This is a genomic window from Lentzea sp. NPDC005914 (genome assembly GCF_040629405.1).
Classification (GTDB): Bacteria; Actinomycetota; Actinomycetes; order Mycobacteriales; family Pseudonocardiaceae; genus Lentzea.
This window is the reverse complement of sequence record NZ_JBEXVQ010000034.1, coordinates 101,597-114,144: the sequence shown is the minus strand read 5'-3', so window position 1 is coordinate 114,144 and position 12,548 is coordinate 101,597. Positions and strand designations below refer to the sequence as shown.

Genomic DNA, 12,548 nt, shown 5'->3' with positions numbered 1-12,548 from the left:
GCCGCACGCCCCCTGCCATCGGAGCTGGTGTCGAAGCTCGTCGCGCTGGTGAGCTGATCCGGCTTGGTGATCTGGGCCTCGACCGAGCTCAGCGCGCCGGAGCGCTGGTAGGCCTTGCGGCCGAAATGTGTCAGTCGGACGTATTCAGCCGGACGCCCCGGCCACGGCGGGAGAACGGGCCGGTGAACACCGAGGGGCGGCGACGGGGGTCTGAGCGGGGGCGGTAGACATTGCCCCGACACGGCACGGACCGAGGAGGACCCAACACGGGTGGTGTGATCATCAGCGAGCCGGAGGAAGGCTCCCCAATCGAGGACCTGCCCTGGGTCATCGTGTTCCAGTCCCTCGACGATTCGTGGGACTCCTTCACCTGCGGACCATACGAGCGGGACCCCACCACTGTCCACTGAGGATGAACAGTGCGCCACCGACCGCCAGCAGCGTTCCGGTCACCGCGACCGTGCGCAGCCACGGCCGGTCGCCGCGCCGGTAGATCTCGTTGTGCCTGCGGGCGTGCCGGCGGTCGGACTCGAAGTCCAACCGCCGCCGGGGCATCCGCCCGTCGGCGTCCGGCACCTGCGCTGGCGAGGTGACCTGGGGGAACACCGGGACCGCCTGCGGCGACACGTGCGGCTGACCGCGCTCGTCCCACGCCAGTTCCACGCCGAAGCGCTGATTCGGGTAGCGCAGCTCGGTTGGCAGCTTGTCCGCGGGCAGTACCATCGGCCGGTCCTTGCCCTTGAGCTGGTTCGCGCCCCTGGCCAGCTCGCCGAGCAGCACCCATTCCGCCGCGTCGATGGAGGCGCCGACCTCGCGCAACCATTCGCCAACAGGCTCTAAGATTCGCTGATGGCAAGGGCGCAGACTGGCGAACCGGGTCAAGACCGTGCGCAGAACGTGGTGAACCGCGCGTTCGGAATGGTGCTGCAGGTCAGGGACGTCCACGGCAACGTGGTCGTGAATCCTGGTCCCGATCACTTGGCCATCGAAGTCTCGTCTGAGCCTGCGGAGATCGAGTCGATGCCGAGTGCACAGGTCTCGGTCGGTTCGTGGCTGGGTGCAGAACGTGTGCGGCTGCTTGCATGCGCGGAGGCCTACGACTGGTCCCAGAACGAGCGGTTGCCAGGCCTGCTCGACCATCAGCACGAGGTTCGTCCAGGCTACTTTCGTGATCTCCGGACACGTGAAATCTACGAGTCCTATGTGGAGGAGTACCTCAGACAGGCGGAGGAGGTCCTCGAGCAGCGGGCTCTCCTCCTTCTGGAGGAGCACGAAGGTGCCGGCCTGCAACTGGTTGTCAGCAATGTGACGGACCTGCACTTCCGCGGCGTCTAGTTGCGCGTGTGGTTTCGGGGATACGGTCCTCGGAGTGGATGACGCGCTCCGGTACGGGCTCCCGTGGGAGTGGCTTGAGCTCCCACCGGTTCCCACCGGCATCGTCCCGTTCGCCCGACTCGTCGAACGGGTCATGATCACCGAGCCCTACGCCTCGGCCCGGCGAGTGTTCTGGGTCGTGGACCAAGGCGCCTCCCACAAGAACGGGGCCGCCGCGGACCGCATACCAAGGCCTGGCCCAACGCCCACACGGTGCACCTGCCAGTACACGCCTCCTGGCTCAACCAGGTAGAGATCTACTTCTCCGTCGTGCAACGCAAAGCACTCACCCCGGACGACTTCGGCGATCTTGAGAGCGTGACCGAACGACTTCTGTCCTTTCAGGACCGCCACAACCGCACCGCCCAGCCCTTCGACTGGACCTCACCCGCGACGACCTCAACCGGCTACTGACCGGACCCAGCCATCACGACCACCACGCACCCCCACCACTGGCGGTATAACCCCGACGAACTAAGGGGCGCGACCACTAGTCGATCTCGGTGCTGATCTCCGAGACGTGTGCACTGACGATTCGCCAGCCGGCGGCCATCCGTACCCACGTTTGGCTCTGCCGGCCCACGACTGGCCGGCCAGGGTAGCGAAACAGGGTGGTCACCACGGCGGTGTTGGTGCCGAAGGTGGTGATCCGGGTGTTCTGGGTGTCCCGGCCGTCGAGTGGTCCCTGGGTGGCGCGCCACGCGCGCAGTTCGTCGATACCCTGCTGGTGGTCGGCGATGCCGAACCGGACGGTGGTCGGGCTGGCCCAGAACGACTCGTTCAGCACGGCGTGGTCGCCGGCCAACAGTGCGGCTTCGTAGCGTGCGAAAGCCGCTGACACCTCGGCGAGCACGGCTGGGTCGTCGACAACGGGGCCGGTGGTCCCGTTGCCGACGACCCGGTTGGTGGTGTTCATGAGGCGGATGCCGCGGGCTTCGCGTCGATCATGTCCGTGGCGGCTGGGTGCGGCTCGGCGTCGGACGTCGAATCGCGGTGGAACAATGCGAACGCCGCACAGACGACGGCGAAGAACAGGTAGCCCAGCGCGACCTGACCGCCACCCGCGTTCCAGCCGATCTGCTGGGCGTGGATCAACCCGACGAACGACAGCACCGCGCCGGCCGCCGCGTATCCGGCGGCCCACCAGAACTGCTTGTCGATGAGGAACGCGGTGATCGCGCCGAGTACCAGTCCGGCCAGGATTGCGCCGTCGCCGAGCAGGTGCAGGCCCTGGTAGACCACGCCCGCGCTCTCCAGGGCGGGTTCACCGACCTCGGCCGCGCTGGTGCCTGCCGCCGACAGCACGTTGTCCATCTGGCCGGTCGCCCATGCCGCGACGTTGGGGATGATGGCCATGACCACCGCCACCGCGTGCGGCCGCGGCACGACACGGAATGCCTGCGCGCCGATCAGCAGGCCGATGTACAGCAGGATCGGCACGATCGCCGGCACCGGCAGTAGCGCACTGAGCAGACCGAACAGGCCGCCGAAGCACAAGAGCGCGATGACAACGCCGGTCAGCATCGAGTACGCCGTGCGGCCGCCGACCTCCTTCCACCCTGGATGTCCGATGTAGACAGCGGGTGGGAACGGCGAGCCGAGCGCCGAACCGACGATCGCGCCGATGCCGTCGGCCAGCAGCACGCTGCGCAGGTTGAAGTTGTCGCCTGCGGCAGCGGCACTCTCCACATTGGTCATGCCCTCGGTGAAGTTGTAGATGCCCAACGGGATCGCGGTGGCCAGCAGCGGGCCTATCTCGGACAGACCGCGCCACAACAGGTCGAACTGGAACGACGGCAGGCCGATCACGATGTCCCTGGCGGCCGCCGACACGTCCGCGGGGTGCATGTAGCCGCCGATCCAGCCGATGACGGTGCCCACCACCAGCGCGGCCAAGCCGATCGGGATGCCGAACGGCAGCTTCACACCGGCGAAGAAACCGATGAGCAGCAACGCGAACACCGGCAGCGCGATCCACGCGGCCGCCCACATCTGGCCAGCCGGACGCATCGAGATGAATGCGATGGAGATTCCGGCGAGCGTGCCCAGCATCGCCGCCTGCGGGGTGAACTTCCGGATGTAGGGGCCGACGAACGCACCGGCCAGCACGATCAGTCCGATGATGAACGACCACGCGAGGCCCGCCTGCCACGCCTTGATCGGATCGTTCGTGCGCAGGTACACCGGCAGCATGATCACGAACGTCACGATGAACATGTGTGGCACGCTGGGCCCGTAGGGCATGGCGGTGACGTCGGTGCGGTTCTCCTTGTAGGCCAGGCGTCTGCCGAGCCAGGCGTAGTAGACGTTGCCGATCAGCAGTTGGATGCCCAGGGCCGGCAGGATCACCCCGTACACGTCGCCCGACGAGATCTTCGCGACGCCCAGGCACAACCCGGTGAGCACCAGTACGTTCACCAGAACGTTGAAGCCAAGACCGAAGAACGCGTTGAGGTCACCGCTGACCCACAACGGCAGTTTGACATCAGAATCGGAGCGACTGCGGGCGCGCGCGAGGATGGACATGACCGGTTCCTTCCGCGGGTCTCAACGGGCCGGGGTGGCAAGAACGGAAATCGCGGCGATGTAGGCGGACGACGGAGCGACCCAGCCGAAGATGCCGCCCTGCGCGGAGATCATGGCCAGACCGGCGTCCTGGAACTCGGGGAAGTACGACCCGACGCAGTCCGACAGCACCAGGCATTCGTAGCCGCGGTCGTTGGCCTCGCGGACGGTGGTGTGCACGCAGACCTCGGTCGTCACGCCGGTCACCACCAGAGAGGTGATGCCTGCCGCGGACAGCATCGTGCCGAGTTCGGTGCTGTAGAACGCGCCCTTGCCCGGCTTGTCGATCACCAGTTCGCCGTCGACGGGCGCGAGTTCGTCGATGATGCCGTGGCCGTGTTCACCGCGGATGAGGATGCGGCCTCCTGGACCGAGATCGCCGATGCGCATCGACGGGCGACCGCGCTCGAGTTTGGCCGGCGGGCAGTCGGACAGGTCCGGCAGATGGCCCTCGCGGGTGTGGATCACCGTTACGCCGGCGGCACGCGTGGCGGCGAGGGTTCGCTGGAGTGGAGCGATGACCCCGCGCAACTGGCTCACGTCGTTGCCGAGCGTTTCGCCGAACCCGCCCGGTTCGACGAAGTCCCGCTGCATGTCGATCACCAGGAGCGCGGTTGTTGTTGGCTCGAACAGAAACGACGTGGGGTCGGCGTCGACCGCGAGGGGAGTGGTCATCGGCTGTCGGGCCCTTTCGTTTTCGATCAGTCGTCGGTTGTGGTCGCCCCGATCACGGCATCGGAAGTGGCCACGGCCCCGAACACGCCGCCCTGCATGGTCACCATCTTCAGCGCGGCCGCGTGGTTGCCTGGATCGGTCGCGCCGGTGCAGTCGGACAGGATCAGGCATTCCAGACCGCGGTCGTTGGCCTCGCGCATCGTGGTGTGCACACACACGTCGGTCGTGATGCCGGTCAGGATCAGGTGGCTGATCGCGTTGGCGCGCAACACCAAATCCAGGTTGGTGGCGTAGAACGCGCCCTTGCCCGGCTTGTCGATCACGACCTCGCCGGGCGCCGGCGAGACCTCGTCGACGATCTCCCAGCCCGGTTCGCCGCGTACCAGGATGCGCCCAGCCGGCCCCGCACTGCCGATCTCCGCGCCGATCCGGGCCGAACGCCAACGCTTGTTGGGCGGCAGGTCGGTCAGTTCCGGCAGGTGACCTTCCCGGGTGTGAATCACCAGCATGCCGACGTCGCGGGCGTGGGCGAGGAGCTTCTGCGTGCCGGGCAGGCCCGCTCTGGTGAGTTCGAGGTCGTAGCCCATCCGCTCGACATAGCCACCAGGTCCGCAGAAGTCGGTCTGCCAGTCGATGCACAACAGAGCAACCCTGTCGACCGGCACCACCGTGTCGTAGGGCCAGGGGTAGGGATCTGCCTGAACCGGTCCTATCCGCGCGGTCATGGTTGTCGATTGTCGACCGTGTGATTTCCAGGGGGACGGTAGTGAGTTACGTCTCAGTTACCAGTCACACGGCTCGAACAACTCGTCGACCTCGGCCTCGGACACCGTGGCCACGCGCACGCCTTACCCGCGGCGACGATGTCGACGGGCAGGCCCAGTACACCTGTTGAGCACCATGGGGTTGAAGACGTTCAGTCTTGAGAGCGGGCGCCCGCGTCATCCCCACCGCGGCGGATCTGCCTGGCTGACCACGCCTTCGCGTCCTGGCTGTAACGGATGAGGAACTCGGCGAACTGGACGCGTTCGGACGGTTCCCATGCGGCAGTGATGTTTTCAAAGGCTTCGCGCTGCTCGGAGGCGAAGCGGAGGCGCTCGGTTTCGCCGTCGTTCGTGAGTTCGAGGACAGTGCGTCGGCCATCTGCCTGGGATGCGGCTCGCCGCAACAGACCATCAGCGATGCAGGTGGCGATGGCGCGGCTGACGACGGGCTGGGTGACGCCCATCTCGTTGGCGATCTCGCCCACCGTTATCTCGCCAGGGGCGTCCGCGATCACGTTCAGGATGAGGTTGCGAGTCAGATCTCGGCGACCGCCTGAGGTGCGGCGTCGCAGCCTCGAGAACGCAGGTCCGACCTGATCGAGGAGGCCTTTGTTGGTTCCTGGGGACGTTGACGAGCCGCTCATACCGCCATCCTACGGAGTACCGATCGACCGACATATCCATAGCATGACACATACTGATAGCTTGGGCTATGCATTAGTGCAGGAGCCCTACACGAGGATCGGAATGAGCCATGCCCCTGACCGCCATCACCGGTGCCCAGGTCTTCGACGGAGAGAAGACCCTGGGAGCGACGACCGTGCTCGTCGACGGCGAACAGATCGTTCGCGTCGGCGGCGCAGTCCCAGAAACCGCCCAAATCGTCGACGGCAGTGGCGCCACGTTGCTGCCTGGCCTCATCGACGCCCACGTCCACACCGGTAAAGACGCGCTGGCGCTGGCGCTGCGGTTCGGTGTGACGACTGAGCTGGAGATGCAGGGCACCAACACGCGGAACAACCGGGCGGACATCAGCGAGGACGACACCGTTGCCGACGTGCGCTCATCCGGGTTCGCCATCACCCCGCCCGGCGGGCACCCCAGTGAGCTGTTTCCCGACGGCTTCCGTCCCGGCCCACCCGCGGGCGTGGAGCCGATCGGGCCGGCTCCGCTCATGCCGTTCTCCACGACGCCGGAAGAAGCCGTCGCGTTCATCCCGCAGCTGATCGAACGCGGCTCGGACTACATCAAGTTCATGGTCGACGACGGCAGTGTCGAAGGGCGCCCCGGGCTGCCCATGCTCGACCAGGCCACCTTGAACGCCGGGGTGGCCGAGGCCAAGAAGTACGGCATGCTGACCGTCGCCCACGCACTGACCGTGGACGCCACCCGCATGGCCATCGAGGCGGGTATCGACGGTCTGGTGCACCTGTTCATGGACCAGCCCCACACCGACGAAATCATCGACCTGATCAAATACGCGGGGGTGTTCGTCGCTCCCTGCGTCGTCCTGAACGCCTCCATGATGGGCATCACCGGCAGTGACCTCGCCGGCGACCCGCGCGTCGCCTCCCGCCTGGACGCCGAGTGCGACACGGCGCTGCGCTCCAGCTTCGGCCATTACCCCCAGGGCAACATCAAGGACGTCCTCGCCAGCGTCAAAGCCCTCAGTGATGCCGGAGTGGACCTGCTGGTCGGCACCGACGCGTCCCTTCCCCTGCCCTTCCTCGGCGGACTCGCCCACGGCGCCAGCGTTCACCACGAACTGCAGTACCTGACCCAGGCCGGCCTGACGCCTTCTCAGGCTCTGCGCGCGGCCACCGCTACCACCGCCCGCCGCTTCGGCCTCAACGACCGTGGCCGTATCGCTGAAGGTCTGCGTGCAGACCTCCTCCTCGTCGACGGCGACCCCACCATCACGATCTCCGACACCCTCAACACCCGTGCCGTGTGGCGCCGCGGCACCCGGCTGGCAGCTTGACCCGCTCGCTACCCACTTCGCTCGAGCACGAGGAGAGCGTGGGAGCGCTCTCCGACGCAGGCCCAGGTGATCCGCCATGGGAAGGCCGCTGGTGGTCTCGCCACGGCTCGAAAGGCTGATCGCACAGGGCGACCAACCAAGCGGCCGTATGTGTTCCGCAGTCGGCTGCGTCACGTCGAGTGCACACGCAAGATGGAAGGTGCACCGCGCAAAGCCATGTACTACCGGGGGATGTGGAAACCATCTGCTGTCCATTTTGGACGTACGTGGGCGAAGCCGGGACATGTGACGTCGGAACCCGATGAGAATCTATGAGCGCTGACAAGGCATGCATGCCGATGGGGCCGTCTTCGGGAGATGCCCGGAACGGCCCCGTCGCGGCTTGTCAGGCCTGGTCGGTCCACCACTTCTGGCCGGTCTCGCCAAGCGTGGAGATCGGGTGGTAGCAGGGGTGGCGGCGGTGGAGCGCCTTGGGGCCTTCGAGCTCGGTCCCGGTGCGGTGGTTCTTCGTCCAGCAGGCAGGTAGCCCATGATCGCGTGCCGCAGCTCCTGTGCCTGCGGGCATTCGTCGCCGTGGGACGCGGTCATGGACAGACGTTCAGTTGCGATGGGCCAGCCGCAGGTAGGCGGCGTCGAAGGCCTGTTGGTATGGAGCGAAGCACGCGGTGTGCGCGGCGTTCGCCGCCTTTCCCCGCTTCTCGTCGGCCTCGCCGATCAGCCGGTACACGTCGTCGATCCCGCTGACCCCGTAGCCTCTGGCGGACATGCAGCTGAGGTACGTCCGCTCGGCCGCCTGGACGGCGGGGTCGGCGCGCACCTTCGCTGCCGAGGTGTCGCCCTGCTGAGCCTGCCGGTCCAAGCTCTCGCCCCACGCCTGCGCGTAGGTGGTGTAGTAGCAGCCCTCCCAGGTGTCGTCGCCGTAGAGGGCGTCGCCCCACGCCTGCTGCTGCTCCGGCCGCAATGCGCCGACGCGGGACTGGTTGGGATCGGGTGGCGTGGACGCCTGCGCCTGGGCCACCGCGGACTTCGGATCGCGGTGCTGCCGCACGGCCGCGCGACGGGCCTCCTCGATGGCCACATCGCGCGGCACGGCGACCGAGTAGTCGAAACCGCGGCCTCGCATGCATTCCGCGATCAACGATTCGTGGTGCAGTGCGGTCCCGGCGAGCGCCGACGGCCCGTCACCGCGGCCAGGCGTTGTGACGAGGTACGAGGTCACCGCGACGGCCGCCATCGCCACCACGCCGGCGGCGAGCAGAGTGCGGGTACGGGGCAGAGCCATGTCGATGCTCCCGGAGAGATCAGCTGTGCCGCGGGCTGGTCAGGACTGGACGGTCAGGAAGCCTTTGCTTTGGCCGTACGAGGCGGCGAACATGGTGTGCAGGTGCGACCGGTCGGTCTGATTGATCTTGACGCACCCGGCGGAACCGTAGTTGGAGTCGGACCATCCACCCGTGCCCTGGGAGTGGATGAACAGCGCGGTGCGGTACTTGCTGCCGTTGTAACAGGGCTTGTCGCCGAGGTCCCACACCCACCCGGTGACCACCGAGTTGCCCCAGTCCTTGTAGTAGTGCGTGAAGTGGTCGCGGTCGCCGCTGCCGTCGTTGTTGTTGCTGTAGTTCCCGTCCGGCAGCCAGCCCTGGTTCGTCGTGCAGTCGTTCTCGTTGCCGTTGCCGCTCCCGGCGCGCATGGTGATGCGGTGCCGGGCTCCGTTGACGCTGACCCACGCGGTCAGCGTGCTGTTGAGCGGTGAGGACCAGTTCTTCTGATACACGAACCACGGGCTGTCGTCGTAGTTGCCCACGACGTCGTCGGTGTACGCCTGGGCCGGCGCGGCGAGCGCGAGTCCGGCTGCCATCACGCCGACGGCGGCTGTCGCGATCCGGCGCAGCGCATCCTTGTTGCCGATCATTCGATTTCCCCTCTGTTCCCGTTCTTTGCCTGGTTAGACTGCGTCCGGCGCCTTGCCGGGTGCCTTGCCATCCGCCTTGCCGCCGTGGGGGAGGGGGCGACCTCGATGGAGCTGGACCTCCGCGTGCTCGGACCGCTGAGCGTTCTGGTCGACGGTGACCCGGTCGAGTTCGGCCGCCGCCGGGAACGGTGTCTCCTCGGCGTACTGCTGATCCAGCCGGGCCAGCCGGTACAGGTGGAGCGGCTGCTGGACTTGTTGTGGGACGGCCGGCCGCCGGCCACCGGGCGGGCCGCCCTGCACACCCACGTCGCACGGCTGCGCGGCCACCTGTGCCGTAGCGGTGTCGGGCCGGAGGTCCTCCGGCTGTGCAACGGTCCTGACGGGTACCTCGTCGAGGTCGACCCGGCGTTGGTCGACGCGCACCGGTTCCGTGAGCTGGTCGTGCGGGCGCAGCGGCACATCGACCGGGCCGCCGCCGCTGCTCTGTTGCGCGAGGCACTGGCACTGTGGAGCGGCCCGGTGCTCGCCGGTGACGCACCCGATCGACTGCGTGACCGGGTCGGCGGTGACCTGGTCGAGCTGCGGCTGTCCGCGGCCGAGCTGCTCGTCGACGCCGAGCTGGCACAGGGCAGGCATCGCGAGCTCATCGGTGAGCTCACCGCGCTGGCCGCCGAACATCCCTACCACGAGCGGTTCGTGGGACAGCTCATGCTCGCGGTCTACCGGGCGGGCCGGCAGACCGAGGCCCTGGAGATCTACGAACGGTTCCGAGTGCGGCTCGCCACCGCGCTGGGTGTCGACCCCGGGCCGGAGCTCAACCGCCTGCACCTGGCCGTGCTACGTCACGACCAGGACGTGGTCGGTGCGCCCCGTCCGGCGGCCGCTGTTCCGCGGCCTGCCCTGCTGCCTGCTGACGTCGGTGATTTCGTCGGCCGGGAACAGCAGTTGGCCGAAGTGACCGCGGCGCTGACCGACGGCGGCCGGGCCGTCCGGCTGGCCGTGATCACCGGGCAGGGCGGCATCGGCAAGACCACCCTCGCGGTGCGGGCAGGACGCGTTCTGCGGGAGATGTTTCCTGACGGGCAGCTCTACGCCAGTCTGCGCGGTGCGCAGGCGACGCCCACCGGCCCGGCGGATGTCCTCGGCCGGTTCCTGCGCAGGCTGGGCGTCGAGGGCGGCGCGGTACCGGACAACCTGGATGAGCGGATGGACCTCTATCGCAGCCTCCTCGACGAGCGGCGAGTGCTGATCCTGCTCGACGACGCGAGGGACGCGGCGCAGGTGCGGCCACTGCTCCCGCCGTCCGCGTCCTGTGCCGTTCTGGTCACCAGCCGACAGCGACTGTCCGAAGTGGATGGTGCGGTGGTGGTGGCGCTCAACTGCTTCTCGACGGTGGAGGCGACCCGGCTGCTGCGCGCGCTGTGCGGTGCCGACCGGGTGGACGCACAGCCGGAGGACACCGCCGCGATCGTCCGGCTCTGCGGACATCTCCCGCTGGCCATCCGCATCGCCGGTGTTCGGCTGGCAGCTCGCCCGCACTGGCAGCCCGCCCTGCTCGCGGCTCGGCTCTCCGACGCGCGCCGCCGCCTGGACGAACTCGCCACCGGTGATCTGGCGGTCGCCGCCTCGTTCGCGATCAGCTACCGGTTGCTCGACGCGGACGCCCGCCGCGCGCTGCGGCTGCTGGCACTGCTGGAGACGGACGACTTCGCTGCCTGGACGGCCGCCGCGCTGCTGGACACCGGTGTTCGGCGCGCGGAAGACCTGGTGGAGATCCTCGTCGACGCGCATCTGGTGGAGACCGCCGGCGTCGACCCGACCGGCCGGCTGCGCTACCGGTTGCACGACCTGGTCCGTCTCTTCGCCAGAGTCCGCGGCGAGGACGAGGACGCCGCGGCCGACCGGAGTGCGGCCCTTGGCCGGGTGATGGGCTGCTGGCTCGATCTGACCGAGCAGGCCGCCGCCACGTTGCCGTACCGGCTGCTCGCTCCGATCCGGGGTGAGACACCCCGTCACCGACTGGCTGACGTGGACCCGGCGGAGCTGCCCGGCGAGGCGTTCGGCTGGCTCTCAGCCGAGCACAGCGCGCTCCTCGCCATGATCCGTCAAGCGTGCGCGCTCGGGCTGGACGAAGTGGCGTGGGAGCTGACCGCCGCCGTCCGGGACCTGTTCGAACAGCGTGACCACATCGTCGATCTGACGGAGACGCACACCCTCGCGCTCGCCGCCTGCGAGCGCGCCGGAAACCGGCGCGGTGAGGCGGTGATGCTCTACGGCCGCGCCTGCTGGGCCACCCGCACCCCGGAGCTGGAGCTCGGCGACGTGCTCGACCTCATCGAGGGTGCCCGTCTGCGCTTCCGCGAGCTGGGCGAGGTGCACGGCGAGGTGGACTCGCTGGTGCTTGCCGGTGCCGTGCACCGCATGCACGGCGATCACACTCGCTCCGGACAGGTGCTGACCCGCGCCGCCCGGCTGGCGCAGTCCGCGGGCAACGAGACCGCCGAGGCAGCCGCCTGGCGTTCGCTGGGCGTGCTGCACTGGGAACGCAGGCGCATCGCCGACGCGCGTCGCTGCTTCACCCACGCGCTGGTGCTGGCCGGACGCGCCGGCCTGCCCGATGTCGAGGCGTTCGCCTTGCGCGGCCTCGGTGTGCTGCACCGCGAACGGGGGGAGTGGGAACGGGCTCTGGACTTCTTCAGCCGTGCTCTGGAGTGTCAGGAGCGGCTCGGCGGGCACCGCGGTATCGCGGACGCCCTGCTCGATCTCGGTCAGCTCCACACCACGTGCCGGGACCCGCGGGCCAGAGAGACGCTGGAGCGCGCGTCGGAGCTGCACCAGCGGATCGGCGACGTGCACGGATCGGCGGTGGCGCTGCGCGCGCTGGGCGAGCTGAGCCAAGCCGAGGGGGACCTCGCGGATGCCGCCGAGTTCTTGACCCGGTCGCTGGCGCTGTGGCGGGAACTGCAGCAGCCGTACGGTACGGCGCTCGCCCTGCGGGCCCTGGGCGCGCTGCACCGTGCCGCCGGTGATCTCACCAACGCCCAGGACTGCTGGCGCGAGGCGGTGGCCATGTTCGCCGTGATAGGCAGCGACCAGGAAGCGGCGGACGTCGGCCGAGACCTGGCCGTGCTGGACGCCGACCCGCGGAACACGCCGCACCTCCTGGACCGCTGAGCGTGGTGTGGCCGGCGACGCAGGCGACACGGGACCCCTGGTTGTTGTGCCGGTGAGGCGGTGGGTTTACCGTCACCGAAACGGAACGATCGCGTCTAGTAAG

12 protein-coding genes are annotated in these 12,548 nt (G+C 68.3%); 4 read left to right on the top strand and 8 right to left on the bottom strand.

Annotated elements, in window-relative coordinates:
- Positions 1-366 precede the first annotated feature (366 nt).
- Positions 367-819, bottom strand: coding sequence for a hypothetical protein (locus tag ABZ345_RS36640; protein WP_359859135.1), 453 nt, complete (start codon positions 817-819; stop codon positions 367-369).
- A gap of 30 nt (positions 820-849) precedes the next feature.
- Here ABZ345_RS36640 and ABZ345_RS36635 point away from each other — a divergent pair, with 30 nt between their 5' ends.
- Together ABZ345_RS36635 and ABZ345_RS36630 are read left to right on the top strand one after the other, a co-directional pair.
- Entirely contained in the window at positions 850-1,335 is a 486-nt protein-coding gene (locus tag ABZ345_RS36635; RefSeq protein ID WP_359859133.1) for a hypothetical protein, read from the top strand.
- Between the two features lie 252 nt (positions 1,336-1,587).
- Complete coding sequence (locus ABZ345_RS36630; RefSeq protein WP_359859131.1) at positions 1,588-1,788, top strand: hypothetical protein; 201 nt, start codon at positions 1,588-1,590, stop codon at positions 1,786-1,788.
- 76 nt (positions 1,789-1,864) lie between these two features.
- Here ABZ345_RS36630 and hpxZ read toward each other — a convergent pair whose 3' ends face one another.
- From hpxZ to ABZ345_RS36605, 5 genes are all read right to left on the bottom strand, one after another.
- Positions 1,865-2,290, bottom strand: coding sequence for an oxalurate catabolism protein HpxZ (hpxZ, locus tag ABZ345_RS36625; RefSeq protein ID WP_359859128.1), 426 nt, complete (start codon positions 2,288-2,290; stop codon positions 1,865-1,867).
- The gene (locus tag ABZ345_RS36620) at positions 2,287-3,900 is read right to left on the bottom strand and encodes a regulator (RefSeq protein WP_359859126.1); all 1,614 of its coding nucleotides are present in this window, start codon (positions 3,898-3,900) and stop codon (positions 2,287-2,289) included. Before ABZ345_RS36620 ends, hpxZ begins: the two co-directional genes overlap by 4 nt.
- Positions 3,901-3,921: 21 nt before the next feature.
- Positions 3,922-4,614, bottom strand: coding sequence for an isochorismatase family cysteine hydrolase (locus tag ABZ345_RS36615; protein WP_359859124.1), 693 nt, complete (start codon positions 4,612-4,614; stop codon positions 3,922-3,924).
- Between the two features lie 26 nt (positions 4,615-4,640).
- Positions 4,641-5,339 (bottom strand): isochorismatase family cysteine hydrolase, encoded by a 699-nt coding sequence (locus ABZ345_RS36610; RefSeq protein WP_359859123.1) that lies wholly within the window; start codon positions 5,337-5,339, stop codon positions 4,641-4,643.
- Between the two features lie 191 nt (positions 5,340-5,530).
- Complete coding sequence (locus ABZ345_RS36605; RefSeq protein WP_359859121.1) at positions 5,531-6,022, bottom strand: MarR family winged helix-turn-helix transcriptional regulator; 492 nt, start codon at positions 6,020-6,022, stop codon at positions 5,531-5,533.
- A 110-nt stretch (positions 6,023-6,132) separates the two neighbouring features.
- Here ABZ345_RS36605 and ABZ345_RS36600 point away from each other — a divergent pair, with 110 nt between their 5' ends.
- A complete protein-coding gene (locus tag ABZ345_RS36600; protein WP_359859119.1) occupies positions 6,133-7,359 on the top strand; it encodes an amidohydrolase family protein in 1,227 nt (408 codons plus the stop codon).
- A 598-nt stretch (positions 7,360-7,957) separates the two neighbouring features.
- Here ABZ345_RS36600 and ABZ345_RS36595 read toward each other — a convergent pair.
- Both ABZ345_RS36595 and ABZ345_RS36590 read right to left on the bottom strand, forming a co-directional pair.
- Positions 7,958-8,641: a hypothetical protein gene (locus ABZ345_RS36595; protein WP_359859117.1), complete on the bottom strand. Its 684-nt coding sequence runs from the start codon at positions 8,639-8,641 to the stop codon at positions 7,958-7,960.
- 39 nt (positions 8,642-8,680) lie between these two features.
- The gene (locus ABZ345_RS36590) at positions 8,681-9,271 is read right to left on the bottom strand and encodes a hypothetical protein (protein WP_359859115.1); all 591 of its coding nucleotides are present in this window, start codon (positions 9,269-9,271) and stop codon (positions 8,681-8,683) included.
- A 105-nt stretch (positions 9,272-9,376) separates the two neighbouring features.
- On the opposite strand from ABZ345_RS36590, the gene ABZ345_RS36585 reads away from it, so the two are divergent.
- A complete protein-coding gene (locus ABZ345_RS36585; protein ID WP_359859113.1) occupies positions 9,377-12,445 on the top strand; it encodes a BTAD domain-containing putative transcriptional regulator in 3,069 nt (1,022 codons plus the stop codon).
- Positions 12,446-12,548: the final 103 nt, after the last annotated feature.

What these genes read in the sequence shown, in the direction of transcription:
- ABZ345_RS36635 (WP_359859133.1), top strand. Translation starts at nt 850, where the DNA reads ATGGCAAGGGCGCAGACTGGCGAACCGGGTCAAGACCGTGCGCAGAAC.
- hpxZ (WP_359859128.1), bottom strand. Translation starts at nt 2,290, where the DNA reads ATGAACACCACCAACCGGGTCGTCGGCAACGGGACCACCGGCCCCGTT.
- ABZ345_RS36620 (WP_359859126.1), bottom strand. Translation starts at nt 3,900, where the DNA reads ATGTCCATCCTCGCGCGCGCCCGCAGTCGCTCCGATTCTGATGTCAAA.
- ABZ345_RS36615 (WP_359859124.1), bottom strand. Translation starts at nt 4,614, where the DNA reads ATGACCACTCCCCTCGCGGTCGACGCCGACCCCACGTCGTTTCTGTTC.
- ABZ345_RS36610 (WP_359859123.1), bottom strand. Translation starts at nt 5,339, where the DNA reads ATGACCGCGCGGATAGGACCGGTTCAGGCAGATCCCTACCCCTGGCCC.
- ABZ345_RS36605 (WP_359859121.1), bottom strand. Translation starts at nt 6,022, where the DNA reads ATGAGCGGCTCGTCAACGTCCCCAGGAACCAACAAAGGCCTCCTCGAT.
- ABZ345_RS36600 (WP_359859119.1), top strand. Translation starts at nt 6,133, where the DNA reads ATGCCCCTGACCGCCATCACCGGTGCCCAGGTCTTCGACGGAGAGAAG.
- ABZ345_RS36595 (WP_359859117.1), bottom strand. Translation starts at nt 8,641, where the DNA reads ATGGCTCTGCCCCGTACCCGCACTCTGCTCGCCGCCGGCGTGGTGGCG.
- ABZ345_RS36590 (WP_359859115.1), bottom strand. Translation starts at nt 9,271, where the DNA reads ATGATCGGCAACAAGGATGCGCTGCGCCGGATCGCGACAGCCGCCGTC.
- ABZ345_RS36585 (WP_359859113.1), top strand. Translation starts at nt 9,377, where the DNA reads ATGGAGCTGGACCTCCGCGTGCTCGGACCGCTGAGCGTTCTGGTCGAC.